Source organism: Mycobacteroides chelonae CCUG 47445 (assembly GCF_001632805.1).
Taxonomy (GTDB): Bacteria; Actinomycetota; Actinomycetes; order Mycobacteriales; family Mycobacteriaceae; genus Mycobacterium; species Mycobacterium chelonae.
Genome location: NZ_CP007220.1, coordinates 4,768,528 through 4,795,040 on the forward strand (window position 1 = coordinate 4,768,528; position 26,513 = coordinate 4,795,040).

The window sequence follows — 26,513 nt, forward strand, 5'->3', positions numbered from 1 at the left end:
TGTTTGATCGCCAACGTATTCCGAGGATCTCCGAATCGCCGCCCTGGACAAGGCCGCGTCGAGGTTGTTCACTCAGTTGCCGCACACCTGTCATACGGAATTGCCTGCCAACCGCGAGCGCGCCAGGTGGGGTTCTCGTGTTGTTTCCTGTCCAGCAATGTTCCGCGGCTAGCTTCCAGCCATGGACATGGGTCTGGCGCCCGCGGACGTCATGGATCCGATGTACTGGCTCGGCGAGGGAGGGTTGTTCGGGGGCGCCGTCCTGGCCGGGGTCATGGTTATCGTCTTCATCGAGACCGGCCTGCTGTTTCCCTTCTTGCCCGGTGACACGCTGCTGTTCTCTGCTGGACTGATTGCCGCTCAGCCGAATTCCCCTGTTTCGATCCAGGTGCTGGCGCCCTGTGCCGCGGTGGCCGCCCTGCTGGGCAGCCAATGCGGATACTTCATTGGACGTCGGCTCGGCCCGGCACTGTTCAAGAAGGAAGATGCACGCTTCTTCAAGCAGCGGTATCTGACGGCCTCTCGCGATTTCTTCGACAAGCATGGGCCCAAGACACTTCTCGTCGCACAATTTATCGGGGTGGTTCGCACTTTCACCCCGGTCATCGCCGGCATGTCGGGTATGCGCTATCCGATATTCCTGCTGTACAACGCCATTGGCAGCGCCGCGTGGGGTGTCGGACTCACGACGGTCGGCTATTTCTTGGGCAACGTCGCGTTCGTCGGCGAGCACCTGGACCTCATCATCCTGGTGATCGCCATCCTATCGACCCTGCCGGCCGCCGCGACGGCCGCCAAGGTGTACCTGGACAAGCGGCGCGCGGTCACCGACAACGGCTGAACGCTAAGAACCAGCCACACTTTGGCGGTCATAGTGCCGCTTGACCCGGGCTCGATTACCGCATTTCGGCGTGCACCATTCCCTCCGCGGGTGCTCCTTGACGAAGAACAGCACGCAGTGCGACGCCAGGCAGGCACGCAGCTGGTGGCGCTCCGGTCCACCGAAAAAGTCGATCGCCTGACGAGCGATCAACCCGACGGTCAACCGTGCCTGCGTTCCGCGCATCCTCCGCGTCCGATACCGTCGACCGGCTGCAGGCGCAGGGCTACACGGTCCAGCTGAACGGCATCGCCGATGCACCGCTTTCCCAATGTGTGGTGACGGGTATCGAAGGGCTGCGCGGCGCCACCGCCTTCTCGACGGTGTACGTCGACATCTCCTGCCCCACCCACAACTAATCCAGCCGAGTACGCGAACGCGGACCCGCCCCGGTCATAAGGCCGTGGGAGTCCGCGTTTGGCGTATTCGGTTGTCCTGCTTTATCGAACAGCCCCGTCTCCGCGATTATTCCGGGCCGGACTGACTGAGATATCACAGGCCGTTCAGGATGGCAACAGATAGCGCTCACGTTATTTGAAGCATCGCAAGAAGATGTTCAAAAGTATTGGAGCGCAGACGAAATGACCCACATGACCACCACCTCGCACGCAGTCTCCACCAACCTCCGTCGCGCTGTCGCCGCCGCGGGTATCGGTCTCGCAATCTTGGTGCCCACCTACGCCGCCATCGAGCTGACCGCCGCTCCCGTCTCCGCCGTCGCCGGCAATGACGGCCCTGGGGGCAACAACCGAGATCACGCCCGGCTGGGCACCGGCCGGTACTCGATGAACAACTCCGGCCCGCAGATGCGCTACACCTCGCCCCCCAGCGGCCAGTACATCGGCGGCATTAACTAAGCCCGCCGAACGACCGAGGGCATAGTTGAGGAACAAACTGGAAGAGGTCGAACGCTCACTCACGGAAACTGTCAACGGTTTACGAAGGATGACCGTGCGCGGCTTCCTGGCGATCACACTGTCGGGCACTTACGACATGCCCGGGTGACAAGAGCGAAGTGCGACTGAACCCACGTACTACCGTTTCACCGATAGGTCTCTACGAAGTCAGCTGGATCAGGCTCGGCAAGGTCGGCACGAAACTTGTGCATCGTCCAGGGCCACAGCACCGGCTTTCCGTCGGGTCCGATATACCAGCTGTCGCAGCCTGTCGCCCACAGCGTGTTCGGAAGCGCTGCGGCAACCTCGGTCCGGAACTGCTCGGCGGCCTCGGGGGTCACCTCGATCGAAGCCACGTTGCGGTCGCGGATTCGCTGTAACCAGGACACAACGTATCGCGCCTGGGTCTCGGCGACGGGCACCAACGAAGAGTTGCCCAGCGGACTATAGGGACCGAGCATCAGGAACAGGTTCGGAAATCCGGGAACAACGGTGCTGCGGTATGCGTGTGGGCCACGCCTCCACGCCTCGTGGATGGTTATCCCTCCGCGTCCCGTCAAAGCCATGGGGCGCATGTAGGCGTGGGCATCAAAGCCTGTCGCCGTCACCAGCACATCGAGCTTGTGCAGTGTGCCGTCGACTGTGCGAACCCCTTCAGCCACAACGCGATCAACCCCAGCGGTCACCAAATGGACATCGTCGCGTTGGATCGCCCGATAGAAGGTCGGTGAGATCACCAAACGTTTACATCCCGGCTCGTAGGCCGGTGTTAGCGCCGCCCTCAGTCCATCGTCGGCGACCCTCGCCAGGCTGCTGCGCGCTAACTTCGCGAAGGCTTTTCGTTGCCAAGACTCTTCGGTCACCGCCTTCGCCAACACATCAAAAGCGCGTTTGTTCGCCGAGTACAAGGCTCGCGAGGCGCCCGGCACGCGCCGCAGCGCGGATCTAACCGGCGTCGGCACCCTCGGGTTGGGCAGTGTCGCTACCCAGTGCGGCGTGCGCTGGAACAGCGTTACAGAGGCTGCTCTCCCGGCGAGGGCAGAGGTGATCTGCACACCCGTCGAACCGCTGCCGATGACTCCGACGCGGACTCCTTCCAGCGGTATATCGTGATTCCAGCGCGCCGAATGGAAGCGTGGACCATCGAAGTCTCCAAGGCCCTCGATGGCGGGTTCTCGTACACGATGGAGCACCCCAGTCGCGCACACCAGGACATCAGCCCTGTAGCTCACCCCGTCAGCGGTACGCAGTTCCCAATGGTCGTCCACGAACTCGGCCGCCACTATGTCCGTGCCAAACCGTATGTGCCGGTGCAGGTGACGCTTGGACACCACCTGCTCGAGATACCCCTGGATCTCGGATCCCGGCGAAAACAGCTGGCTCCAATTGGGGTTCGGCATATCGCGGTAACTGTAATAGTGAGACGGCACATCGCAAGTCAAGCCGGGATAGCTGTTCTCACGCCATGTTCCACCAAGGCGCTGCGCCTTCTCGAAGATGGTGAACTCGCTGAAACCGGCGTCTTGAAGTGCCAGCGCCATCGCGATGCCAGACATTCCGGCCCCTATGACCGCCACTGCTGGTTGCAGGCTACGCGCACTCACAGAACTTCCCCCTTGGGTAGAATTCGCTTGGCGGCATTCGTGTTAACGCACACTTCATTGCCAGAGTTTGCGGATCAGGCTGCGTCCGCCGATCAGTCGCGCAGCCCGATGGACCAGTGCGCCGCGCAGTGCGGTGTACGGATACCAGGTGGGTTCACGATGCAGTTGCAGGCGTGCGGTCACAACGGTTTTTGGGCGGCAGTACTTGAGGATCGCCACAGTTCCGTTTCGCGTACCAATACCGGATTCACGCTGGCCGCCTTGCGGCAGCGCCAAGGTGAAGAGATTGGCGAAGACGTCGTTGATATTCACCGCGCCGACATCGAGGTGGTGCGCAAGCTGTTCGGCGCGGCGCCGATCGTTGGTGAATATCGTCGCAGACAGGCCATAGCGCGAGTCGTTGGCCAGCTGGACCGCTTCCTTGTCGGCGGAAAACCCCATCACCGGCAGTAGCGGCCCGAACGTTTCCTCGCGCATACAGGACATCGAATGGTCGACATTGGTCAATACCGTAGGCGGATAAAAGGTTCCAGATGTGCCAAACCCCCGTGCCGACGGACCTCCTGCCGCCGCAATGGCGCCCTTACTCAGCGCATCCTCTACCTGGTCTACGACGATTCTGTGTTGTTCCCACGTCGTTAAGGGACCTACGTCCACCCGATAGGACTGATCGTCGGCTCCGACTCGCAGGGAATCAACTTTCGCGACGACAAGGTCGAGAAAGCGTGCGTAGACGTCGGCGTGGACGTAGACCCGTTCTACCGAAGTACACATCTGGCCGGCGTTGGCCATCGCCCCCCAGACTGCGGCGTTGGCGGCACGCTCAAGGTTGGCGTCGGAAAGCACGATCATGGCGTCTTTGCCGCCCAGCTCAAGTCCACAGGGGATGAGCCGTTCTGCTGCGCTATGAGCAACTGCGCGACCGGTTTTAGCCGATCCGGTGAACTGGACGTAATCGACGTGGTCCACCAGGGCTGCGCCGGTTTGGCCCGATCCGGTGACCACCGCGAGCACCGGCGGCGCACCGATCTCAATCCACCCTCGTTGTGCGGCAAGCACTGTCAGGGGTGTGTACTCCGACGGTTTGATCGCAACCGTGGCCCCGGCCACCAGCGCGGGAACCGCGTCGAGAAGAGAAAGACCGAGAGGAAAATTCCACGGAGTAATGATTCCGACGACTGGGTACGGCCGCCACAACAGCAGCTGGTTCTTGACCGCCGCCAAGGCGCCGTGCCTTCTGGGTCGACTGACCCGCAGCTGCTTCGGCGCCAGCCGCGTGTAGTAGTTAATAGCCTCAACGATGTAGGGAATCTCGATATTGGCTTCTGCCCACGGTTTCCCGGTTTCCTCCTGCAGGATGATCGCCAGTTCGCGTTCGTTGTCCAGCAGCCAATCACGAAATCTGCGCAGCCAGCGGACACGCTCCTGAACCGGTAAGGCGGCCCAGCCTCCGGCCGCTTCTCTCAAACTGGCGACAGCGGCCTGAACGTCCGCGGCGGCCATGTCGGCTACCTGTCCAACTACCCGGCCGGTTGCCGGCGCGATGACATCTAGGTCCGTCACTGGGATACCCGTGTGATGCGGTCGTGGTAGCACGCGCGTACGACTGGATCCACATCGGTGAACGCCGTATCGAGATGGGCGATGCGCTCCAGCCGCTGGCGAAGTCGATCCGGCAAGAGCCCCATCACGCGGAGCATGCCGCCCAGGACACGGGGCACCACGACCTTGTCGCGGCCACGCATCACCGCTTCGACAATGGCCCGCGCGACATCCTCGGGGCCCACTTCGGTGACCGGCCGGGCCCACTGCGGTGTGCTGCTTCCCGCGGACAATTCGGTGCGCACTATCCCTGGAAGTACCACTGTCACACTAATTCCCGACCCTTGCAGTTCCAGGCGCAACGCCTCGGAGAAACCCAGGACGGCATGCTTGGTCGCACAGTAGGTGGCCACACCTCGGTGTGCGCTCACGCCGGCCAACGATGCAATGTTGACGATCCGACTTGGCCGCCCGGAGAATCGGTGAACGGCGAGTTTGGATCCCGTGAGCACCCCGGCCAGGTTGATGGCGATCATCCGGTCCGTCATCGCATTGTCTTCTTCGGAGAAGAGTCCCGTGGGCATGATCCCGGCGTTGTTCACCAACGTGTCGAGCAGTCCGAGCTGCGCTTCGGCTCTGTCGAGAAACGCCGCGAAGGACTCTCGGTTGGTGACGTCGACCGGAAGTCCGCATACATGGCCGCCGGTGGCACGGGACAGCTCCAGCGCCGTCCTCTCGGCGAGGTCTGCGTCGATATCGCCGATCGCGACCTTGGCGCCGGCGCGCAGGAACGCTTCCCCCGTGGCCCGGCCAATTCCGCGAGCACCTCCGGTTATCGCTACAGTTCTACGAACATTGTTGTGGCGTTGCGTCATCCGATTTCTTTTCATTGAGAGGGGCAGTTGCCGTGCCGGTAGGCGCGGTCTGAGCGCTGATCATCGCGGTGAGCGCGGGATGGCGCTGAATGGCTCGGTCGGCAAGAATCACCAACGGACGCAGATCCAACAACGCCGGCACCCACCACGGTGCGTACACGCGCCGGGCACGTCCTTGAATGCCGCGCACGATTGCCGCGGCCGCCCGCGATACCGGTATTGGCTTGGCAAGAATCTTTGGGAAGGTTGCCATCACCGCACCGAGTCCGGTCGAGGTCAACTTCTGTGCCAGATCGGTGTCCACGAGTCCGAAGTAGGCGAGGCCCACATCAATTCGCTTGTGATACAGCTCGATGCGCAGTGCACGGGCGAAGGCTTCCACCCCAGCTTTGGAGGCAACGTAGGCGCTGATGGTTGGCCCGGGGATCACGGACGCGATCGAGGATACGATCAATATGTAGCCGTCGCGCGGGGCGAGATGCGGCAATGCGCCATGGACGGTGCGATACACGCCCAGCAAGTTCACTTGGATGACTTGCTCAAACTGTTCGGGTTGTGTCCCTGCGACCGGCGCGGCGTGTCCGGCGATACCCGCATTAGCCACCACCGCGTCAAGTCGACCAAAATGCGCCGCGGCACATATCATCGCGTCACAAATCGACGCATCGGATGTGACATCGCCTTCAAAGGCGGCCGCCTGATCTCCAAGCCGGACGGCCAGGCGGCGCACAGCGTCGGTGTCGCGGTCGATGAGCGCCACGCGAGCGCCACCCGCGACGAGCTCCTGCGCTACTTCCGCGCCGATGCCGTGCCCCGCCCCGGTGATCGCGACCACTTGACCGACGAGAGATGGTCGGGATCGCCCTATGAGCCTCTTCACGTCCGTCAGCTGCGTTCGAGTTCGATCATGACGAAATCAGTCTTGGCCACTCCACAGTCGGGGCAGCACCAGTCCTCAGGTATGTCCTCCCATCGCGTGCCTGGTGCGATCCCGTCTTCGGGCCACCCCAGCGCCTCGTCGTACTCGAAGCCGCACTGCACGCATTGGTACAGCTTGTAGGAATCCATCGTTGTGTCCTTCTGCTACTCGCGTGTGCTACTCGGGAATCCCGGTGGGAGAGGTCAAATACTCATGCCGATCGAGTTCCGTGGTGAGTTGACAGGCGATGTTGTCCACTGCCCGATTGGCGGCCCAGGTCAACCCGGCCATGACGTGAAACACGTGCCCCTGACCGGGGTGTTCGGTGTAATGCACACGCACATTGGCCTTTTGTGCCCGGCGCGCCAGGTCGCGGGCGTCGTCGAGCAGCAGGTCGCGGCCGGAGGCCTCGACCACCATCGGCGGTAGACCATGAAGGCTCCGCTGCAGGAGTTGCAGTGAGCTCGTATCGGCACTTTCGTGCGTGTATGCATCGAAGAATCGGCGTATGAGCCCCACAGTGAGAATTGGATCGGTGGCAGCATTCGTTCTGGTCGCCAGCGCCGCTACATCGTGTTCTATTGGCGGGCAGATCAATCCCACGGCCGCCGGCAACGGTAGGTTCAACTCGTCCCGTGCCCCGATCGCCAACATCAGCGTCAGAGCGGCACCGGCTGAATCACCTACTACCAGAATCTGACTGCCGGCCCACCCGTCGTCCAACAGTGCGCGGTACGCCGAAACCACATCCTCGAATGCTGCAGGGCATGGATGTTCCGGGGCCAGCCGATAGGCCAGAACATAGGCAGAGACGTTGCACGCGTGGGCAAGTCGTGCCACCAGTGCACGATGGCTGGTGCGCGACCCCGTTGCATACCCGCCGCCATGGAGGTAAAGGATGATTGCGTCACTGCGTGCGCCACGCGGTGTGTGGAGGTCGGCGGCGACTCCGCCGAGCACGCGGGGAGATACGGCCACACCGGACGGGATGGGTGAATGGGCGGTAGTCCAGTCGACGCGGTGCCGGATCGCGGGCCACTCTGCTGACGGGCTGAATGTCCAGCGTGCCGCCAGACGTACGAGCGGCCTAAGCACCGATGCTGGGATAGGTATATTCACCGACGAACACTCCTTTCTATCGCAGGATTTTTCGACGCAAACCGTCAGGTTGTCATCCGCCGGACAACGCGTTGAGCACGCGGCGCCCGATCGGCATTGCTGGCCGCACCAGACTGAAATAGTGCACGGGCAGCGCGGTTCCGATCATGTTCAGCAGGTGCGCATCGGGTCCGACCAGTACGCGTGCACGACCCCGTTCGATGCCCTTGTGGATGACCTCGGCGGCCTTCTCCGGAGAAGTGCGTGCCATGGCCGTGAAGTTGCGGTGAAACAACTCCGGATCCGTGTTACCGAGTGCGTCGACATGAACCCGCCCGGCGCGGGTGATCGGCGTGTTGATGCCGCCGGGGTGCACGGTGAGCGCATGAACGCCCGTGCCGTGCAGTTCGTGACGCAACGACTCGGTGTATCCGCGGACCGCGAATTTCGATGCGCAGTAGGCGGACTGGGTGGGGAATGCAATGAGACCGAGCAAGCTGGAAAGATTGACTACGGTTCCCGATCGCTGGGCGATCAAATGGGGAAGGAACGCCACGGTTCCGTGGACGACACCCCAGAAGTTGATGTCTATCAACCACTTGTCGTCCTCGTAATTAGAATCAGCGGCGTTCTGCGACACCACGACTCCGGCGTTGTTGATCACCGCCGCCAAAGGCTTTGGCGCCCAGTCGGTTACTTCCTTAGCCCAGGCAAGTTGGGCATCACGGTCGCGCACATCGAGCACCCGTGACAGGTTCGGTGTCGATAGCTGAGCCAGTGTGTCCTGTAATCCGTCGGCATTCCAGTCCGTCAATGCCAGCGGGCAGCCAAGACGTGAAAAGCGCCGCGCCAGTGCGCGGCCTATCCCCGACCCGGCTCCGCTGATGACAACGGTGCGTCCGGCGACCTTCGTGCCCGAGCTCATGACTGCGCCGAGACGATCGGCGGCGCATCCGTGCGGCGGCGCAGGATCATTGGTAGACCGCCTTTGGGCCGCAGCGTCGTCACGCCCTCCTCCTGCACCGTCCAGCCCGGCTGGGAATCGAGAATGTAGCGCTGGCCGACCACGGCGGCAATCAGCGTGCCCTCCATGAGCGCGAACTGCGAGCCGATACAAATCCGCCGGCCCCCACCGAACGGGACGTAGGCGCCCCGTGGTCTGTCCTTGCCGATGCCCGGCATGAAGCGGCTGGGATCGAACCGAGTCGGCTCCGGCCAGATGGCGGCGTCCCGGTGGACCTCATGGGTTAGAACCACCACGATCGAACCCTTCCGCACACGGTAGCCGCCGAGGACGTCGTCCTGCTGGGCGCGGCGCATCGACAGGTACACCGGTGGGTGGATGCGCAATGCCTCACTGAAACAGGCCTTGGTCCACGGCAGTCGCTCGACGTCGTCCGCGGTGGGTGGCCGCCCCTCCAGCACCGTGTCGATCTCGTCCAACATCCGCTGCCGGGCAGCGGGATTCTCCGCCAACAGATGCCAGAACCAGCTCAGTCCTGAGCCGGTGGTCTCGTGCCCGGCACCGAGGAACGTCAGTGCCTGGGCCATGACTTCGGGATGAGTCAATTTCTGGTCGCCGTCCTGAGCATCGAGCAACATCGCCAGAAAGTCATCGGTCGGTGCGTCAGGGTTCTTGGCTCGGGCATTGATCTGGCGCTGCATCAGGTCGTCCATGAGTGCCACCCGGCTGGCTATCCTGCGCGATTTCCAGTGCGCCCGTGCCGCACGACCCAAACCGATCCCCGGGATCGCGTGCAAGAGCCAAGTAAATGACGAGGCACCGATTGTGAGCATGTCCTCGAGGACTACGGCGATGGCCTCACCGGTCCGGGCGATTTCGTCGTCGGTCAGCTGCGCGCCGAACAAGGTCTGCGCCGCGATCTCCAGTGTGACCCGCATCATCTCATTCGAGATAACCGCAGGGCCACCGTCCGATATCGACTCCCACCGGTAGACCATGTCGAGTGCGCACTGGGTCATGGTGGCGGCGAACGGATCGAGACGCCGTTTAGCGAACATCGGATTGATCATTCGCCGGTCGCGCTGCCATCGGTCACCGGTACTGGTCACCAGCCCCGTCCGCAGACCCAGCGCCGGAACCTCGTACTCCTCCCCCTTGGGATAGATGTCCTGTTTGGCGATGAAGACGCGCTCTGCTTCGGCCGCGCGGCTGACGAAGACTATTTCGAGCCCAGGGCCCACAGCTCTGATTGTCGGGCCCAGTTTCTCGAACAGCCCATGCAGCTCCGGCACGATGTTGCGCTGCATCGCCCACAGCAATGCGGGAAGTCGGTACACCGGGAGGGTCGGAGGCAGGGACCGCGGTGTCTGGCCCTCAACGCGTGATTCGTTGTCGATGGTCATGCTCATCAGTTCACCGCCCGTTTCTGTGTTGTCGACGTGCCCCTGCGTGAAAGCGCCGCCTCGGGTTCGCCGAACCGGTAATCTCCTAGATCGAAATGCTTACTACGCCAATATGTTTCAACCGTCGTGTTGGGGCGCAGCGGGACATCGCCGTGTTCTGTGAAGTAGTAGCTGTTCGATAATGAGCAGCTGTCTTGCCAAAACACCTGGCGTCCGCGGCGCGAGATCATCTCGGCAAAGAACCGGTCGTTGGCTTCCTGGGTGATCTCGACGCGGGTGTGCCCGGCTGCCCGCGCGTGCTGTAGGCAGCGCAGGATATGGGTCGTTTGAGCTTCGATGAGGGTGAAGTAGGACGCGCCGTTGTACCCATAAGGCCCGAACATCGAGAAGTGGTTGGGGAAACCGGGGACACTCACCCCGTGATAGGCCTGGAATCGGTGCTCGTGCCACCACTGACAGAGCTTGACCCCGTCGCGCCCCCGGACGGTGTAGGTCGGCATCGAGCCTTCGTCAAACACCTTGAATCCCGTGGCCAAGATGAGCACGTCGAGGTCGTGGGCGATGCCGTCTGCAGTGTGCACGCCGTCGGCGCTGACATGGGTGATCGAGTTCGTTTCGAGATGGACATTCTCGCGATTGAACGTGGCGTAGTACTGGTTGTGGAAGCTTGGGCGCTTGCATCCCGGTGCGTACCGGGGGATCAATTTCTCCTGCACCACTGGGTCATTCACCTGGCTACGGATGTACTTGGTGGCCAGGCCCGCCAAGTGCCTACTCCCCGGGATCGATTTGTAGTAATGCCCCGCCACCGGGAAGGTGACTTCGACAAATGCCTGACTGACCATCCGGACGGCTGATTGACACCCCGGTAGGTAGCGCAGAATCCAACGACCCCACCGTGACAAACGAAAGTCCGGCTTCGGCAGACACCAGATCGGTGTGCGTTGGAAGACCGTCAGATGTGCGACATCGGACCCTATCGCGGGGATGATCTGTACCGCTGAGGCACCGGTCCCGATGATACCGACCTTCTTGCCGGACAACGTCTGGGAGTGATCCCAACGCGCGGTGTGCATCGTGATGCCGGCGAAGGTATCCACACCGTCGATGTCCGGCTTCTTCGGGGCGGTCAACACACCGGTTGCGTTGACAACGTAACGCGCGGTCAGCTCCCCGCCCCCATTGATCGAAAGCCGCCAGAGATTCGAGTCCTCGTCGTAGACAGCAGCGATAATCGTGGTGGAGAACCGGGTACTGCGACGCAGGTCGTACTTGTCCGCGCAATACCCTGCGTAGTCTTTGAGCTCTCCGCCCAGTGCATAACTGCGCGACCAGTCCGGCCGCTTCTCGAAAGAGAACTGATAGCTGAACGACGGAATATCCACGGCCACACCCGGGTAGGTGTTCCAGTACCACGTTCCGCCGACATCGGCGCCCGCTTCCACTATCAGGAAGTCACGAAACCCGGCCTGCCGCAGCTTGATCGCGAATCCAATGCCAGATAATCCCGCACCGACGATCACGACCTCATGATCAGGCGATGCCTGTGTGTCAGGGCCTGGGCGTTCGGTCGCAGGTTCCGACCGTGCCAAAACGTCTCGCTGCATTGCGCCTCCGTTGCGGGGTGAATGATTAACATCATCAACATTTTTCGTCGATTTGTCAATCAAATGATGATTTCCGCAGCTTAGACCGCCGCACGAGGCGCTAGCATGTGGGCATGGCACGCAAGAGCACGAAGGGGCGGACCGAGGCCGGCACGGCCGAACGCATTCTGGACGGCGCGTTACGTGCTGCAGAAGAGCACGGAATACGCCACCTGACGATGGACCTCATCGCCAAATACGCCGGCGTTGCGCGCGTGACGATCTACGGTCACTACCCCAACAAAGATGCAATCGTCGCGGCCATCGTGGAGCGCGAACTGTCCAGCATCCTGGCGATGCTGGAGCCGATGACCGAGACCGACACCGAGCCCATGGAGCGGTACGTTGAGATGTTCGTATTCGGATACGAGTGGTTGCGCGATCATGTGCTGCTACAGCGGCTCATTCGCACCGAACCGGAAACGATCCTGCCGTACGCGGCCTACGAAAGCCCCTTCTTGGCAGTTGGAAGACACCACATATCCGGTTGGATGGCAAAGGCATTCGCCGATGCAGGCGGCGAGCACGAGGTAGCCGATTTCGACGACGCAGCCGAACTCGCTGTGCGCATCACGCAATCGCTCGTCCTCAGTCCCGTCTCACGCTACGATCTCTCCGACACCCAGCAGGTGCGCGAGATCGCTTGGAACTGGCTGATTCCCGCAATTTCTCGCGTTGTAGGTGTTGCGCCGGTTCGCTAGGTCAGCTCGCCGATCTCACCGTAGCCGCGGCTCGCTCGAAACACCCGATCAGGTCGAGGCGTGTGATCGTCCACATCCGGTCCACCGCATCCTCATTCGCCGTGAACCTCAGCATCGCAAGCCCTCGCATCGCAGCCAGCGCGGTGACAAACGCACCAGCAGAGCCTTCTGAGAGCGCAAACCTCGGGATGTACCGCGTGGCGATCAGTCGAATGTTCGCATTGAGTTCACGGTCGAAGCGCCGCAGGTGTGTCCGGATGTCTGGGTCGGTCCGTCCTGCCACCCATAGCTCGATGGCGGCGGTAAACAAAGGCCCGCGATGGAATTCCCACAGCCGATCGAGCAGCATTTCGAGGTTGTCGGTGTCGTCGCCAAGCATCGGTGCCAACGAATGCTCGACTTCATCGGTCATTCGCTGCGCCAGATGATCGAGAGACTGGACCAGCAGGTCTGCCTTGGAGACGAAATAGTGCGATTGTGCGCCACGCGATACCCCGGCGAGGCGCACAATCTCATTGGTGGTCAGTCGGGTGTAGCCATCCTTGATCAGTGTCTGAATGGTCGCGTCCATCAACGCCGCCCGCGTGCTGGCCCGCCGCTCGGCCTGGCTCCTCCGGCTAGTTGCTGGTGTGCTCATCGACGCCCTGCCCCTTACCGTCCGCTACCGCAGTAACAAACGTGCCATCCTGTTTCTATTGAGCATACCGCCATTACACTCATGTTGGTATCAACCCGACTACGCAGTCAGAAGCGCAGACGATAAGCATTCCTGCACGTATACATGTTGCACCCGATGAAACACGCAACACGATCGCCGATGTGTTACTTCTGCCCCATCGCCGCCAGCCCGTCCAAAATATAGGAGAGGCCAAAGTCTGGGCCGTAATCCTGCAATGTTCCAGTACTACAGCCCAACTGGCGCAGTCCCATCAGATTGCATATCTCCTTGCCCACCGTCTCATCAAAGATGATCTTGTCGGTCAGTCCGCGTACCCGAATTGAACCGTTGTCCTGATCGATGATGTTGTAGATGTTCTCCATGGCCAGCGGCAACACGTCGATGACTTCTGCGAGGTCGCGTTGATGCTCGGTCATAGACTTGAAAGCTTTGCCTCCATTGAGGATTGATTGTTTAATGTGATCACGGTTTGCTTCGAGAACATCGCCTATTTGTTTGACCACGTCGGTGAGCGTCTTCCCTGTGTTTCCTGTTCCAAGGCTCTCATCGTCGATGATCTCACTGAGCGCGTGGATAGAAGCGGCGAACTCGCGCAGCGTGGCGTCATTCTGCGCAGTCGCATCCATCAACGCATTGATGTTCCTAATGATCGTGGTGAGCTCTGCACTGGTGAGCGCACCGCCATCGCCACTTGGGCGCAACGCTTTTGACAGCTCATCGAGCGCAGCCTTGATCTTCAGCCCGTTGCCGTCGGCAACACCGGCGCCTGCGTTAACGATATCCGCGACTGGCCCCTGGCCCTTGCCGTCGCCGGCAAGCGATACGGACAGTTTGTCGAGAACGCCCACGACGCGATCGAACTCGACAGGTGTTTTTGTCCGGTCCAGACCGATAGTGTCGTGATCGTTGAGGAGCGGACCGCCCCGGTATGGCGGTGTCAGTTCAATCTGCCGGTCGGTCAGGATCGATGTCGACACGGTGACCGCTTGCACATCGACGGGCACCTTCACGTTCTTGTCCACGGTGAACTGCACATCGACGTATCCCCCCTTGGGCGTTATCGTTTCGACTTCCCCGACCGGCATCCCCAATACCGCCACCACTCCGCCCTCGTACAGACCAGAAGCACTGTCAAACTGCGCCGTCACCGTGATGTGATCGCCTTGTCTGGCCACATACAGTAGGGGCGCCATCCCGGCAGCGCACACGGCGACTACGCCGAACCACTTCACGACCCGGATGACTCCACGTCGCGACGCCGCCGAACTACGGCGGGCCGCTCCGACAGCATCCCTGGACTTAGCGGTCATTTCCCAAGCAACCCCTTAGCGATATGAGTTACCTGCACCTCGTTGCTGCCGGCGTAGATCATCAGCGATTTAGCATCGCGAGCAAGCTGTTCCACCCGATACTCGGCCATATAGCCGTTGCCGCCGAAGAGCTGCACGGCTTCCATCGCTACCTCGGTGGCCGCCTGCGAGGAGTACAGCTTGATGGCCGATGCCTCAGCCAGTGAAGGCAGTGACCCGGTCTTGAGCTTCTCCAGTGTTTGGAAGACCATGTTCTGCACATTGATTCGTGCGATCTCCATCGTAGCCAGCTTCAACTGGATCAGTTGGAACTGGCCGATTTCCTTACCCCACAAGGTGCGAGTCTTCGCGTAATCGATACAAAGCCTGTGGCATTCGTTGATGATGCCGAGAGCCATAAGGGCGACCCCGACCCGCTCGCCGGCGAAGTTGGCTCGGGCACTTTCCCGCCCGTCTCCGCCGCTGTGAGTTTCCGACTCCCCAAGGAGTCTGTCAGGGGTCAGCCGAACGTTATCGAAGAAGAGCTCTCCTGTCGGCGACGACATCATGCCCATCTTCTTGAAAGGCAGGCCTTGCGTCAGGCCTGGCATTCCGCTGTCGAGCACGAATGTCAGCACCGGGCGGTCACGTTTGTCGATCTCACGATCACCGTCATCGAGCTTGGCGTAGACGATGATGACATCTGCCGCGGGACCATTGGTTATGAAGGTCTTCTGTCCGCTAAGGATGTAATCCTCACCATCTCGGCGGACAGTTGTCGTCATACCGCCAAACGCATCCGAGCCCGCATTGGGTTCCGTGATGGCCCATGCCGCGATCTTCTCCAGCGTCACAAGCTCCGGCAGCCAGCGCTCCTTTTGAGCGAGGGTTCCGCGGCTCATGATGGTGGCCGCACCAAGCCCGAGGCTCACCCCGATCGTGCTGAGCAGACCAATACTCACACCAGCCAGTTCGGACACCATCACCGCGACCATCGAAGCCTGAGGGCCGATTTCACCGAACCCAGCTGCGCCGCTGTGCGCGCGGTCGTTCTCGCTTTCGCGTCCTGCGTTCTCGGCTCGTCCACGCTGCCGATCGAGCATCGTCTTGACCGCTTCGGCGGCCATGACATCAAGCCCGAACTCGCTGAATAGCTTTCGCGCAAGAGGATAGGGAGAGATCTCCCCGCTTTCCAGCGCATCCAGGTGCGGTCTGATCTCCTTGTTGACGAAACCGCGGGCCGCTTCTTGCATTATCAGATCAGTGTCGGACCAGCCGATCATGAAATTCCTCCGATTACGGGTGACGAGACTGTCTCAGTGAGGCAGACGTACAGCGATATCCTCGATTTGCCAAACTTCATCGGTTTCAATGGTTTCAACGTCATGCCAACCCTGAAGTTGGGAGATGGCGCCGCCCTGCACCGCGTAGACCTGGCCGGTGACCGCGCATTTGTCGGAAGCCAAGTAGGCCACCAGCGGGGAGATGTTGGCCGGGCTAAACAGATCCGGTTCGCCGTCTTCGGGCTCTGCCATCAGTGCGCCCATTCCCGGTGTGGCCAAAGTCAGTCTCGTACGTGCGATGGGTGCGATCGCGTTGACCCGCACGCCGTAACGATCGAGCTCTTCGGCGGCAATCAACGTCAGCGCTGCGATGCCCGCCTTGGCGGCACCGTAATTGGCCTGCCCGGCATTGGGCAGTGTCAGCCCCGAACCGGAGGCGGTGTTGACCACCGCGGCATTCGGCTGGTCGCCGGCCTTGGACCGCGCCTTCCAGTAGTTCGCCGCGTGATGGATCACCGCGAAATGACCCTTGAGGTGTACCGCGAGCACGGCGTCCCACTCGGACTCTGCCATCGCGGGAATGAACGTATCGCGAAGAATACCCGCGTTGTTCACGACGATATCGAGGTGACCGAACTCCGAGACAGCCTGCTCCACGAGCTCCTTGGCGCCCTCCCAGGTGGCGACGTTGCTTGTATTCACAACGGCCGTGCCACCGTTGGCGCGAATGGTCTCGACCACTTCGTGCGCGGGCCCCTCGTCACTTCCTTCGCCACTGTTCGAACCGCCGAGGTCATTCACCACCACCGTGGCGCCCTCATCTGCAAACAGGAGAGCATGCTCACGACCAATTCCGCGACCTGCTCCGGTAATCAGAGCAACGCGGCCATCCAAAACGCCCATCGATTGGGTCTTCCTCTCTTGTGTCTTGATGTCAGTCGGCGATCTCGGCCAGACCGTCTGTAATCACGAAGTCGTCACCACGTGCAGTCTCGAAGGCATAGGTGGTAAAACCGTTGGCGCTGCCCTTTTTCCAGATCCGTGTCTCCAGCGAGTCCCCGGGGAGCACCATCTTGGAGAACCGGACCGCAAGACGGCCTAGCCGCGCGGTGTCGGATCCGGCCAGCTCCGTGAGCAGGGCCCACGATGTAAAGGCCATCGTGCAGAGCCCATGCGCGATGATTCCCGGCAGGCCCGCATCCCTGGCCACCTCCTCATCGAGATGGATGGGCATCGGATCACCCGAGGCGGCCGAGTAGCGGAACGTCTGGTCGAGATCGACCTGTTGAACAACCTTGGCCGCCGGCGATTCATTGCGTAGTGCGTCGACGAACTTGTGCTCGGGACTCAGTTCACCGACTTTCTTCCCCGCGTTGAATCCACGAACGAACGTCGTCACATACTGCTCGTTGACTAGTTCGCCACTCTCGTCGCGGCATTCGAGCTTGATCGCCGCTCGAGTACCGTTTTCGAGCCCCTCGTACCCGATCATCTTTCCGCGGGAGATCAACTTGTCGCCCGGCCGTATCGGCCGATGGAATCGAAAGTCCTGTTCCCCATGAACAACTCGCGGAATCAATTCGACCGGTAGCACGTCCACGGCAGGCATGAGCATTGCTTCGAAGACCGGCACAATCGCAAACACCGGCGGGGCGATATCGCCGCGGAGATGCTCCCGGATGGGGTCGTTGGTTGCGGCCGCATACTCGGCCAAGCGGTCACCAGTAACCTCAAAGCGCTCTTCGTCGGTCCACTGGTTCAGGCCACTGTCGTCGAATACAAGATCGTCAGGCATCTTCGGTGGCCCCGGCTACACCGACGCCAGGGCGTCGAGCTGATCCAGCGTCTTGTCGAGCTGCTTCATGCCGTCCTTTTCGACCGCCTTACCCAATGCGCCCTTGATCAGCGCACCGTTGAAATCGCCGCTGACGGTGAACCTCGATCCGTTGCCTGACGGTTCGATGGTGAACTGGAACTTCGCCTTGACACCTGCCATGCCGGTACCGCTCAACACAAGCGTGTTGGGTGCCTGAACCTCGTCCACAGCCCATTCGATCTTGTTGGCCATGTTGAGCATGACGATCTTGGCCGTTAACCTGGCTCCTGCGGTGAGCTCGGTGGGCGGCTCTTGCAGCCAACGCTCGTGCACGGTAAACCACTTATCCCAGGTCTGCGGATTAGACACTGTGGACCACAATGCTTCTGGGCTTGCGGCGAGTTCGCGGGTTGCTTCAATGTGTCCCATGACGGTTCTCCTTCGTACTTTTGTGGGTGATGTGTTCGGGATTGCGTGCAACGTGCGCGTTAGCGCTCGGCACGTTGATAAGCGGTGACGACAGCCGCGCCACCGAGACCGATGTTGTGCTGCAGGGCGGCCGTCACGTTGTCCACCTGTCGACGATCGGCGGTGCCACGCAGCTGCCAGGTCAGTTCGGCGCACTGGGCTAGTCCAGTCGCCCCCAGCGGATGGCCTTTCGAAATTAGTCCGCCCGAAGGGTTTACAACCCAACGCCCCCCGTAAGTGGTGTCATCGTTGTCGATAAGTTTGGCGGCCTCGCCCTCGGCACACAGACCGAGCGCTTCATAGAGCAGTAGTTCGTTGGCCGAGAAACAGTCGTGCAGCTCAATCACCTGGAAGTCCTCCGGACCCAGGCCCGCCTGCTCATAGACGCTGCGAGCGGCTGCGACATTCATGTGATATCCGATGAGCGCCTTACACGTGCCATCGAATGAATTCTCGTAGTCGGTTGTCATCGCCTGGCCCACAATCTCCACGGCTTGACTTGCGAGACCATGTTTCTCGACAAAGGATTCCGATGCCAAGATCGCAGCACCCGATCCGTCCGAGGTGGGTGAACACTGCAACTTGGTCAGCGGGTCGTACACCATACGCGAGGCAAGGATGTCGTTGAGTGTGTACGCGTCCTGGAACTGTGCGTACGGATTGTTCACTGAGTGCTTGTGATTTTTGTAGCCGATCTTGGCGAAATGCTCGGCGGTACTGCCGTGGTTCTTCATGTGCTCACGGCCTGCCGCCCCGAATAGCCATGGCGCGGGCGGGAACAGCACTTCACTGATTTCGGCGAGCGCCAGAAAGTGCTTCTGCATCGGCTGCTCACGGTCGTCGTAGGAAGCCTCCAACGAGCCCGGCTGCATCTTCTCAAATCCCAGTGCGAGCGAGCAGTCTGCCAACCCACCCCGGATCGATTGCGCTGCAAGGTAAAGCGCGGTCGATCCGGTTGAGCAGTTGTTATTGACGTTGACCACGGGAATACCCGTCATACCGAGCTCGTAGACGGCTCGCTGCCCAGACGTCGACTCCCCGTAGACATATCCGACGTACGCCTGCTCGACGAGGCGGTAATCGATCCCGGCATCGGCGAGCGCCTTGCCACCGGATTCGCGCGCCATATCGGGGTAGTCCCATTCCTCCCGGCTCCCCGGCTTCTCGAACTTCGTCATCCCGACACCAACGACGTAAACCTTGTTTGGCACCGCTGTCCTTCCATCCGAGGTCATCGCGTGATCACGTTGACCTGTTGAATCGGAAACATACAGACTGGTTGGTATGTTGTCAACGATTGATTCAGCTGCGCGATCCTGTTCGCACCAGCTCAGAGGATCTTAAATACCCTTGTATCTGCGCAAAATGGTCTTTCGTGAGGCTCGAGATAGACGGTAGGTCCTGGTTTGACGCATGAAACAAACATTGTTGTTGGTTTTTAATGTGATCGCCTGGCGAGCACGCGGAGTCGAGGAACGCCTCCAGGTTTAGCCTGGGGTATTTCTCACACGGGCCCAGACAAGCACCGGACCAGACTTGGGCGCTTCAGTTTGACGAGATCCCTTGGCGGCAATCGATTGCGTGCACGGCTACCCGGCCGGTGGTAGATAGCGCACGGAAAGCTCCGTCGCCATTCTCGTTGCAGGTGATGTTGCGGTACTTGGCGCTTCGGCTCATGTTGTAGCCGAAGATATCGATGGTGCCGAGTTCCTCGTTGTAGGTGAATCCAACGGGGCTCACCTGGGGTGCGCCGTCGGGCCGGATGGTTGCAAGCCGACCGAGGTCGGCGTCCTTCATGAAGGCGATCTCATCGGTTCTAAATGCCATACCCACGACGCTAATGTCTCAACTCCACTTGAGTTCAAGTCCCGCTTCACCGATAGGTCTCGACGAAGTCGCTGAGCTCGGGAGCGCCGGGTTCCGAGCTCAGACCACACCGCCTCCCTGCTTTATACCCCAACGGGGTATAAAGCAGGGAGGGTGGGCAACCTGACGTGGCTCAAGGCTTCCCGGCCAGACATGCACCCAACATCCGGCCACCTCAAAGAAACTACGCCCTCGCGGGGGCGTGCCCAAATAGAACCAGGAGGGTCGACAGGCGCTTGCCATATACCCCCTACCGGTATAAGGTTCCCCACTATGTCGCCTTTACCTGGACAAAGGAGTCTGACCCCAGGACACGGCGGCCACGTGACTACCCGATGCGACCCGGATCCTCGTTGGGGTGTCACGAGCACCACCCGTGCCCAGTGCCGACCCTTTGGTCGCCGGGCGGAGTGCTTCTTCTGGATCTGGGCTAACTGCGAGAGGTAATCGTGATGTTGTTTTCGATTCTCAAACGGACGTGGCTGGTCCTGGCCGTTGTGATCGTGCTAGCTGTTGCCAGCGCATCGATTTGGCAGGTGCGGGGACGATTCGGCGTGGGTCGCCAGGCATCCACCGCGGTCAATGGAATTGGCTCCGAGGTTGTTCAGTTCAACCCGAAGAACATCACCTACGAGATCTTTGGCGCCGTCGAGCAATCCGGATCGCTCAACTACCTCGATGTGGGAACCCTGCCGAACCGGGTCGATTTCACCGCCCTGCCGTGGTCGCATACGGAGACAACGGTGCAGACCGCAGCAGTCGCCAGCGTCATGGCGCAGACTGACGGCAACTACATTGGCTGCCGCATCAGGGTCAACGACGTGGTTCGCTCCGAACACTCGGTCACTGCCGAACACGCAGCCGTCTCGTGCACGGTGCTGTCCGCATGAGCAACAGTCACGCCAAACGGCCGCTCTTCGCGAAGATCATCCGGAAGCTATCGATACCAATAATCCTGCTATGGGTTGCGGTGGTGATGGCGCTGAATGGGGCCGTCCCACAGATCGAAGAAGTCATCAATCAGCGTGCGGTACCACTGGTTCCCGATGATGCACCGTCATCCGTCGCGATGATGCGAATTGGCGAGGCCTTCAAGGAATCCGACACCAACAGCGTGGCCATGATCGTGTTGGAGAGTGAGAATCCTCTAGGCGACGAAGCGCATCAGTACTACGACACTCTGGTAAGTCGGCTGTCGGAAGACAAAGAGCATGTCCAATACATCATGGACCTGTGGGGGAACCCCACGACCGCGGCCGGAAACCAGAGTGCTGACGGAAAGTCGTCGTATGTTCTCATCCGGCTCGCCGGCAGCGCCGGCGCAGCGCTCGGCAATGAGTCCATAGATTCGGTTCGGAAAACAGTCGACAGTGTCCCTCTCCCCCAAGGGCTGAAGTCACATGTGACCGGTTCAGCACCGCTCGCCACGGACTCACAGCGCAGTGCCGACGCCAGCCTCAATCGGATGATGTTCGCCACGATCGTGATGATCACGGTGATCCTCATTTTCGTGTACCGCTCTATCGCAACCATGCTCATGGTGCTGGCCACGGTCATGATCGAGTTGATGGCAAGCCGAGGAATCGCTGCACTCTTCGGACATGTTGGGATAGCGCAAGTTTCATCATTCACTACCTCGATGCTGGTGTCACTTGTCATCGGTGCGGGTACTGATTACGGCATATTCTTACTGGGCAGATATCAGGAAGCCCGCCAACGCGGCGAGGACAGAGAGACCGCCTACTACACAGCGTTCAGTGGTGTAGCCCATGTGATTCTGGGGTCCGGTCTTGCTATTGCCGGGGCGACATTCTGTCTGAGTTTCACCCGACTCAACTACTTCCGCACCATGGGCATCCCCTGCTCCATGGGTCTGCTCGTTGCCGTGACGGCCGCTCTTACGCTTGGACCCGCGCTGCTGACCGTGGGCAGTCACTTCGGGTGGTTTGATGCGAAGCGGCCCATCAAGACTCGGCGCTGGCGGCGCATCGGCGCCAGCGTGGCCCGTTGGCCCGTGCCGATCCTGATTGCTAGCGCTACCGCCGTGCTCGTTGGTGTGATTACCCTGCCAACGCTGCGGATCAGCTACAACGAGCGCGAACATCAGCCCACGAACACGCTATCCAATGTTGGGTATCAGGCCGCCGATAGACATTTCCCGCAAAGCAAGCTCTCCCCCGAAATGCTCCTGATAGAGGCCGATCACGATCTGCGGAACTCGACAGACATGCTCGCCCTCGACCGGGTAGCCAAGAACATCTTCCGTGTGCCGGGTGTCGCGATGGTGCAGAGCGTCACCCGCCCCCTGGGAACGCCACTGGAACACAGCTCCTTACCGTTCTCCCTCGGGTATATGGGCAGCAAAATCGGCGAGAACATCCAGTTCATCGACGATCGGATGGCCGATATGACAATCATGTCGGACACCCTGACAAACATGATCACGCTTACCCGACGCATGCAGGCCCTCACCAATGAGCAAGCAGCGGCTGCCGCGCTGGGGCACGAATCGTCGAAGTCAATGCGCATCATTGCCGGCGAGATGCGAGATCAACTCGCGAATGTTGATGACTTCTTTCGACCACTGCGAAACTACTTCTATTGGGAGAACCACTGTTTCGACATACCGGTCTGTAGTGCACTCCGGTCGGCCTTCGACCTCTTGGATGGACTCGACAAGATGGTCGACGAGATCGATAACTCAGTGACAACCTCCGGAGTTCTCGCGACAGTACTGCCGCAGATGGCTGACCAATTCGGCGACATGATCGAGAACACATCCCGCATGCAGACATTGCTGCTCACGATGCAGAGCACCTTCCAGGGACTCATGCCTCAGATTTCCGACCTTGGTGGAAACATGCGAGATCTCGGAAGAAGTTTCGATGCGGCGAAGAACGACGACTTCTTCTACCTACCGCCGGAAGCCTTTGACAATCCAGACTTTCAGATCGACCTCAAGTTCTTCGTCTCACCAGATGGAAAAGCGGCGCGGTACATAGTCACTCACCAGGGTGAGGCCATGTCGGAGGAAGGTATAGCGCGCGCTCAAACGATCTACGAAACGGCACGTGAGTCGGTGAAGGGCACCACCCTGGCCGGCGCCAATGTCTACATCGGCGGGGCAGCAACGAACTTCTGGGATATCAAGGACGGCGCGCGGTACGACCTCGCTGTTGCCGCAATAGCAACCCTCGCTTTGATATTCGTCATCATGTTGGTGATAATCCGGAGTTTCGCCGCAGCGATCGTCATCCTCGGTACGGTGGTGTTCTCCTTCGCGGGAGCATTCGGATTGTCCGTTCTGGTTTGGCAGCATCTCCTCGGCAAGGATCTGAACTGGCTGGTTCTGCCGATCTCTTTCATCATCATGGTGGCCGTCGGATCTGACTACAACCTGCTGCTCATCTCCCGCTTGAAAGAGGAAGTCGGCGCGGGAATCAAGACCGGCCTGGTACGCGCCATGGGAAGCACTGGCGGAGTGGTGACTACCGCTGGCCTGGTGTTCGCCTTCACCATGTTGGCAATGGTGGTCAGCGACTTGCGCACGGTAGGGCAGGTAGGTTCCACGATCTGTATTGGTCTGCTGCTCGACACCTTGGTGGTGCGCTCCTTCATGGTGCCGGCTATCGCCACAATTCTCGGTCGATGGTTCTGGTGGCCGCACCGAATCGACCGCACCCCAACGGAGATCACGGTCTGATCCGTAGCCGCCCAGCGGGCTGACCTGCAATACCCTCGCCGCTCAGCATTCACCAACCTGGTGGATGCTGAGCGGCGTCATTTCAACATCCAGGACACACCGTGCCGAAGGGGATAGAGGCTGTGCCACAACCTGTTCGGGGTTGAGGCGGCATTCAGGTGCGGGCCGCCTACCGCGGACCGTCCACGCGGCCGGCAGGACTCATGCTCGCCCCACAAGTCCGGGGCCTGACGCATGGTAGTCACGCTCCCGCGGGAGCCGGATGAGCCAGAGCCGGTACGCAGTTGGCATGCAGCACGACGGGGCCACTCGCCCGCTAGAACCGTCACCGACCATAGATAAAAGTCGGCCGGCTGCGAACTCCACACGGAGTTTCACAGCCGGCCGACTTGGGTCCAAATAACCTAGCTGTTTGTAGCCTGCACCGCGCCGAGCTCGTTGGCGCCTGCTTCAGTCGTTTCAGCAGTCTGGGTGTCGGCAGATCCGCTGCAGCAGCACGACGAGCCGCTGCCTGCTTCGGTGGGATCACTCATTCTCTTTACCTCTCCTTCTTCTTGGGTTGGGGCACTTGTTGTGGTCTATGACAGAGAGGTGCTCTTGAAACCGCGTAAGCGGAGGCTGTTGCCGACCACAAACACACTGGAAAACGCCATTGCGGCGCCCGCAAGCATGGGGTTGAGCATCCCCAACGCGGCAACAGGAATCGCGGCGACGTTATAGGCAAACGCCCAGAACAGATTCGTACGGATAGTTCCTAACGTCTTGCGCGACAGCCGAATCGCATCAACCGCACTGCGCAGGTCACCACGTACCAACGTGATGTCCGAGGCTTCGATCGCAACGTCGGTGCCGGTGCCCATCGCCAGACCCAGATCTGCCTGCGCCAACGCGGGAGCGTCGTTGACGCCATCACCGACCATCGCCACAAGCTTGCCCTCGGACTGCAGTTTGGCCACCACAGCCATCTTGTCGAGGGGCAGAACTTCGGCGATTACGTCCTTGATGCCAACCTCGTCGGCAATCTGGCGAGCGACCGCAGCGTTGTCACCAGTCAGCAGCACGGGGTTCAACCCGAGGTTCCGTAGTCCTGCGATAGCTTCGGCACTTGTTGGTTTGACGGTGTCAGCGATGACAAGCAGGCCGCGGGCCTGACCATCCCACCCAACTACGACAACCGTTTTACCTTGGCGCTCAGCACGAATCTTGCTCGCACTCATCCCGTCGCTCAAGTGTTGTGACCAGTCGGCAAGCAAGGATTCCCGACCGACCAACACAGCGTACCCGTCGACGATTCCCCGTACACCTTTCCCCTCCACGTTGGTGAAATCCACGGGCGCAGCCAGATTCGATATCTCAGCACGGGCTGCCCGCGCTATAGCCTGTCCAATTGGATGTTCCGATGCGTCCTCGAGCGCGCCGGCCAACCTGAGCACCTGCGCCCGATCGGTACCGTCTTCGGCAATTACCTCAACGAGCGTCATCTTGCCCGTTGTCACTGTTCCGGTTTTATCCAGCACCACCGTGTCAACCCGACGGGTGGACTCCAGCACTTCCGGCCCCTTGATCAGGACGCCCATCTGCGCCCCTCGGCCGGTACCAACGAGCAGTGCCGTTGGAGTGGCGAGACCAAGCGCGCAGGGGCATGCGATCACGAGCACTGCAACCGCTGCGGTGAAGGCGGCAGACACCGGGAACCCGGCTCCCAGCCAGGCACCGAGGGTGGCGACAGCGACAGTGATGACGATCGGTACGAACACGCCCGAGATCCTGTCGGCGAGCCGCTGCACATGCGCTTTGCCTGTCTGAGCGGCCTCGACCAGCCTGGCCATCTGCGCCAGCTGCGTATCTGTCCCAACTCGCGCCGCCTGCACGACCAATTGTCCGCCGCTGTTAACGGTGCCACCGGTAACGGCGTCCCCCGTGGCGACTTCTACGGGAACCGACTCACCCGTCAACATCGAGGCGTCCACGGCCGATGCTCCGGAAACCACGACGCCGTCGGTGGCGATCTTCTCTCCTGGACGGACAACGAACTGATCCCCCACAACCAGTTCGTCGATAGAAATCTTCGTCTCAGTGCCGTCGCGCAGAACCGATACCTCTTTTGCGCCGAGTTCAAGCAAAGCCCGTAGCGCCGCACCCGCTTCCTTCTTGGAGCGCTTCTCAAAATACCGACCGGCCAGGACGAAGGTGGTGACGCCGGCAGCGGCCTCAAGGTAAATGTTCGCCGCGCCATCAGAGGGCTGCAGTGTTAGCGCAAACCGGTGCACCATGCCCGGAGTACCTGCGGTACCCAAGAACAACGCGTACAGAGACCACAGGAATGCACTGATCGTGCCCACGGATATCAACGTGTCCATGGTTGCGGCGCCATGCCGCAGGTTGGTCCACGCCGCTTTGTGGAATGGCCATGCGCCCCATACGACAACGGGTGCCGCGAGCGCCAACGATGCCCACTGCCAATAGGTGAACTGCAGGGCCGGCGCCATCCCCATGGCGATAACCGGAACCGAAAGCACTGTCCCACCGAGCAATCGGTTCCGCAACGACAGGAGCTCCGGGGCTGCGTCACGCGCGGTGTCCTCCGAGCGTTCCTGCTGGGGCGTTTCGAGCACCAGCGACGCGGTGTAGCCCGTCTTCTCTACCTCGGCAACCAGTAACTCCGCGTCGTAACCTTCCGGTACCGACACGGCCGCTTTCTCTGTGGCGTAATTTACTGTGGCCGTTACACCTTCGAGTTTGTTCAACCGGCGTTCGATTCGGTTTGCACAGGACGCGCACGTCATCCCGCCGATGTCTAGCTCGATGCCGGCCGCTTTGGTTGGGACCAGTGACACATTCACATGCGTCTCCTCACGATTCATCTCAAGACCCGATCGCT

23 protein-coding genes and 2 pseudogenes are annotated in these 26,513 nt (G+C 60.7%); 6 read left to right on the top strand and 19 right to left on the bottom strand.

What is annotated here, in order from left to right; genetic code table 11:
• Window positions 1-181: 181 nt before the first annotated feature.
• On the top strand, window positions 182-841 hold the full coding sequence (locus tag BB28_RS23250) for a DedA family protein (protein ID WP_046255246.1): 660 nt from the start codon (window positions 182-184) through the stop codon (window positions 839-841).
• Between the two features lie 3 nt (window positions 842-844).
• Here BB28_RS23250 and BB28_RS24805 read toward each other — a convergent pair.
• A pseudogene (locus BB28_RS24805) lies at window positions 845-1,063 on the bottom strand (CGNR zinc finger domain-containing protein); the annotation flags it as partial.
• Between BB28_RS24805 and BB28_RS23255 the strand changes: the two are divergent.
• Both BB28_RS23255 and BB28_RS23260 read left to right on the top strand, forming a co-directional pair.
• Window positions 1,048-1,239, top strand: coding sequence for a hypothetical protein (locus BB28_RS23255; protein ID WP_046255247.1), 192 nt, complete (start codon window positions 1,048-1,050; stop codon window positions 1,237-1,239). The pseudogene BB28_RS24805 and the gene BB28_RS23255 sit on opposite strands and share 16 nt — an antisense overlap.
• Window positions 1,240-1,461: 222 nt before the next feature.
• A complete protein-coding gene (locus tag BB28_RS23260; RefSeq protein ID WP_046255248.1) occupies window positions 1,462-1,737 on the top strand; it encodes a hypothetical protein in 276 nt (91 codons plus the stop codon).
• A 185-nt stretch (window positions 1,738-1,922) separates the two neighbouring features.
• Here BB28_RS23260 and BB28_RS23265 read toward each other — a convergent pair whose 3' ends face one another.
• From BB28_RS23265 to BB28_RS23305, 9 genes are all read right to left on the bottom strand, one after another.
• The gene (locus BB28_RS23265) at window positions 1,923-3,380 is read right to left on the bottom strand and encodes a flavin-containing monooxygenase (protein WP_075874133.1); all 1,458 of its coding nucleotides are present in this window, start codon (window positions 3,378-3,380) and stop codon (window positions 1,923-1,925) included.
• A 54-nt stretch (window positions 3,381-3,434) separates the two neighbouring features.
• On the bottom strand, window positions 3,435-4,943 hold the full coding sequence (locus BB28_RS23270; RefSeq protein ID WP_046255250.1) for an aldehyde dehydrogenase family protein: 1,509 nt from the start codon (window positions 4,941-4,943) through the stop codon (window positions 3,435-3,437).
• Complete coding sequence (locus tag BB28_RS23275; protein ID WP_046255251.1) at window positions 4,940-5,797, bottom strand: SDR family oxidoreductase; 858 nt, start codon at window positions 5,795-5,797, stop codon at window positions 4,940-4,942. Before BB28_RS23275 ends, BB28_RS23270 begins: the two co-directional genes overlap by 4 nt.
• On the bottom strand, window positions 5,769-6,677 hold the full coding sequence (locus BB28_RS23280) for a short-chain dehydrogenase/reductase (RefSeq protein WP_075874132.1): 909 nt from the start codon (window positions 6,675-6,677) through the stop codon (window positions 5,769-5,771). The genes BB28_RS23275 and BB28_RS23280 overlap by 29 nt, the downstream gene beginning before the upstream one ends.
• 5 nt (window positions 6,678-6,682) lie before the next feature.
• Window positions 6,683-6,865 carry a rubredoxin gene (locus BB28_RS23285; RefSeq protein ID WP_046255252.1) on the bottom strand — a complete coding sequence of 61 codons (183 nt, stop codon included), beginning with the start codon at window positions 6,863-6,865 and terminating at the stop codon, window positions 6,683-6,685.
• A gap of 28 nt (window positions 6,866-6,893) precedes the next feature.
• On the bottom strand, window positions 6,894-7,811 hold the full coding sequence (locus tag BB28_RS23290) for an alpha/beta hydrolase fold domain-containing protein (protein ID WP_157889447.1): 918 nt from the start codon (window positions 7,809-7,811) through the stop codon (window positions 6,894-6,896).
• 76 nt (window positions 7,812-7,887) lie between these two features.
• Window positions 7,888-8,739, bottom strand: a complete 852-nt coding sequence (locus BB28_RS23295; RefSeq protein ID WP_046255253.1) for an SDR family NAD(P)-dependent oxidoreductase — start codon at window positions 8,737-8,739, stop codon at window positions 7,888-7,890.
• Window positions 8,736-10,187, bottom strand: coding sequence for a cytochrome P450 (locus tag BB28_RS23300; protein WP_052740341.1), 1,452 nt, complete (start codon window positions 10,185-10,187; stop codon window positions 8,736-8,738). The genes BB28_RS23295 and BB28_RS23300 overlap by 4 nt, the downstream gene beginning before the upstream one ends.
• Entirely contained in the window at window positions 10,187-11,788 is a 1,602-nt protein-coding gene (locus tag BB28_RS23305; RefSeq protein WP_046255254.1) for a flavin-containing monooxygenase, read from the bottom strand. The genes BB28_RS23300 and BB28_RS23305 overlap by 1 nt, the downstream gene beginning before the upstream one ends.
• Window positions 11,789-11,901: 113 nt before the next feature.
• Here BB28_RS23305 and BB28_RS23310 point away from each other — a divergent pair, with 113 nt between their 5' ends.
• On the top strand, window positions 11,902-12,528 hold the full coding sequence (locus BB28_RS23310; protein ID WP_052740343.1) for a TetR/AcrR family transcriptional regulator: 627 nt from the start codon (window positions 11,902-11,904) through the stop codon (window positions 12,526-12,528).
• Window position 12,529: 1 nt separating this feature from the next.
• On the opposite strand, the gene BB28_RS23315 is transcribed toward BB28_RS23310, so the two are convergent.
• From BB28_RS23315 to BB28_RS25745, 8 genes and pseudogenes are all read right to left on the bottom strand, one after another.
• Window positions 12,530-13,165 carry a TetR/AcrR family transcriptional regulator gene (locus BB28_RS23315; protein ID WP_046255255.1) on the bottom strand — a complete coding sequence of 212 codons (636 nt, stop codon included), beginning with the start codon at window positions 13,163-13,165 and terminating at the stop codon, window positions 12,530-12,532.
• Window positions 13,166-13,350: 185 nt separating this feature from the next.
• Window positions 13,351-14,517: an MCE family protein gene (locus tag BB28_RS23320; protein ID WP_046255256.1), complete on the bottom strand. Its 1,167-nt coding sequence runs from the start codon at window positions 14,515-14,517 to the stop codon at window positions 13,351-13,353.
• Window positions 14,514-15,779 (bottom strand): acyl-CoA dehydrogenase family protein, encoded by a 1,266-nt coding sequence (locus BB28_RS23325; RefSeq protein WP_046255257.1) that lies wholly within the window; start codon window positions 15,777-15,779, stop codon window positions 14,514-14,516. Before BB28_RS23325 ends, BB28_RS23320 begins: the two co-directional genes overlap by 4 nt.
• A gap of 33 nt (window positions 15,780-15,812) precedes the next feature.
• Window positions 15,813-16,682 carry an SDR family oxidoreductase gene (locus BB28_RS23330; protein WP_046255258.1) on the bottom strand — a complete coding sequence of 290 codons (870 nt, stop codon included), beginning with the start codon at window positions 16,680-16,682 and terminating at the stop codon, window positions 15,813-15,815.
• Between the two features lie 31 nt (window positions 16,683-16,713).
• A complete protein-coding gene (locus tag BB28_RS23335; RefSeq protein ID WP_046255259.1) occupies window positions 16,714-17,574 on the bottom strand; it encodes a MaoC/PaaZ C-terminal domain-containing protein in 861 nt (286 codons plus the stop codon).
• A 15-nt stretch (window positions 17,575-17,589) separates the two neighbouring features.
• Window positions 17,590-18,024 (bottom strand): type II toxin-antitoxin system Rv0910 family toxin, encoded by a 435-nt coding sequence (locus tag BB28_RS23340; RefSeq protein ID WP_046255260.1) that lies wholly within the window; start codon window positions 18,022-18,024, stop codon window positions 17,590-17,592.
• A 59-nt stretch (window positions 18,025-18,083) separates the two neighbouring features.
• A complete protein-coding gene (locus BB28_RS23345) occupies window positions 18,084-19,274 on the bottom strand; it encodes a lipid-transfer protein (RefSeq protein WP_109550545.1) in 1,191 nt (396 codons plus the stop codon).
• Between the two features lie 426 nt (window positions 19,275-19,700).
• Window positions 19,701-19,890: pseudogene (locus BB28_RS25745) on the bottom strand (pyridoxamine 5'-phosphate oxidase family protein); the annotation flags it as partial.
• 491 nt (window positions 19,891-20,381) lie between these two features.
• Here BB28_RS25745 and BB28_RS23355 point away from each other — a divergent pair.
• Both BB28_RS23355 and BB28_RS23360 read left to right on the top strand, forming a co-directional pair.
• Window positions 20,382-20,819, top strand: coding sequence for an MmpS family transport accessory protein (locus tag BB28_RS23355; RefSeq protein WP_052740348.1), 438 nt, complete (start codon window positions 20,382-20,384; stop codon window positions 20,817-20,819).
• Window positions 20,816-23,632, top strand: a complete 2,817-nt coding sequence (locus BB28_RS23360) for an MMPL/RND family transporter (protein WP_046255262.1) — start codon at window positions 20,816-20,818, stop codon at window positions 23,630-23,632. The genes BB28_RS23355 and BB28_RS23360 overlap by 4 nt, the downstream gene beginning before the upstream one ends.
• A gap of 578 nt (window positions 23,633-24,210) precedes the next feature.
• On the opposite strand, the gene BB28_RS23365 is transcribed toward BB28_RS23360, so the two are convergent.
• The gene (locus tag BB28_RS23365; RefSeq protein WP_046255263.1) at window positions 24,211-26,496 is read right to left on the bottom strand and encodes a heavy metal translocating P-type ATPase; all 2,286 of its coding nucleotides are present in this window, start codon (window positions 26,494-26,496) and stop codon (window positions 24,211-24,213) included.
• Window positions 26,497-26,513 lie beyond the last annotated feature (17 nt).

What these genes read in the sequence shown, in the direction of transcription:
- BB28_RS23340 (WP_046255260.1), bottom strand. Translation starts at nt 18,024, where the DNA reads ATGGGACACATTGAAGCAACCCGCGAACTCGCCGCAAGCCCAGAAGCA.
- BB28_RS23335 (WP_046255259.1), bottom strand. Translation starts at nt 17,574, where the DNA reads ATGCCTGACGATCTTGTATTCGACGACAGTGGCCTGAACCAGTGGACC.
- BB28_RS23365 (WP_046255263.1), bottom strand. Translation starts at nt 26,496, where the DNA reads ATGAATCGTGAGGAGACGCATGTGAATGTGTCACTGGTCCCAACCAAA.
- BB28_RS23315 (WP_046255255.1), bottom strand. Translation starts at nt 13,165, where the DNA reads ATGAGCACACCAGCAACTAGCCGGAGGAGCCAGGCCGAGCGGCGGGCC.
- BB28_RS23360 (WP_046255262.1), top strand. Translation starts at nt 20,816, where the DNA reads ATGAGCAACAGTCACGCCAAACGGCCGCTCTTCGCGAAGATCATCCGG.
- BB28_RS23325 (WP_046255257.1), bottom strand. Translation starts at nt 15,779, where the DNA reads ATGATCGGCTGGTCCGACACTGATCTGATAATGCAAGAAGCGGCCCGC.
- BB28_RS23305 (WP_046255254.1), bottom strand. Translation starts at nt 11,788, where the DNA reads ATGCAGCGAGACGTTTTGGCACGGTCGGAACCTGCGACCGAACGCCCA.
- BB28_RS23330 (WP_046255258.1), bottom strand. Translation starts at nt 16,682, where the DNA reads ATGGGCGTTTTGGATGGCCGCGTTGCTCTGATTACCGGAGCAGGTCGC.
- BB28_RS23285 (WP_046255252.1), bottom strand. Translation starts at nt 6,865, where the DNA reads ATGGATTCCTACAAGCTGTACCAATGCGTGCAGTGCGGCTTCGAGTAC.
- BB28_RS23260 (WP_046255248.1), top strand. Translation starts at nt 1,462, where the DNA reads ATGACCCACATGACCACCACCTCGCACGCAGTCTCCACCAACCTCCGT.
- BB28_RS23250 (WP_046255246.1), top strand. Translation starts at nt 182, where the DNA reads ATGGACATGGGTCTGGCGCCCGCGGACGTCATGGATCCGATGTACTGG.
- BB28_RS23300 (WP_052740341.1), bottom strand. Translation starts at nt 10,187, where the DNA reads ATGAGCATGACCATCGACAACGAATCACGCGTTGAGGGCCAGACACCG.
- BB28_RS23355 (WP_052740348.1), top strand. Translation starts at nt 20,382, where the DNA reads ATGTTGTTTTCGATTCTCAAACGGACGTGGCTGGTCCTGGCCGTTGTG.
- BB28_RS23295 (WP_046255253.1), bottom strand. Translation starts at nt 8,739, where the DNA reads ATGAGCTCGGGCACGAAGGTCGCCGGACGCACCGTTGTCATCAGCGGA.
- BB28_RS23310 (WP_052740343.1), top strand. Translation starts at nt 11,902, where the DNA reads ATGGCACGCAAGAGCACGAAGGGGCGGACCGAGGCCGGCACGGCCGAA.
- BB28_RS23275 (WP_046255251.1), bottom strand. Translation starts at nt 5,797, where the DNA reads ATGACGCAACGCCACAACAATGTTCGTAGAACTGTAGCGATAACCGGA.
- BB28_RS23320 (WP_046255256.1), bottom strand. Translation starts at nt 14,517, where the DNA reads ATGACCGCTAAGTCCAGGGATGCTGTCGGAGCGGCCCGCCGTAGTTCG.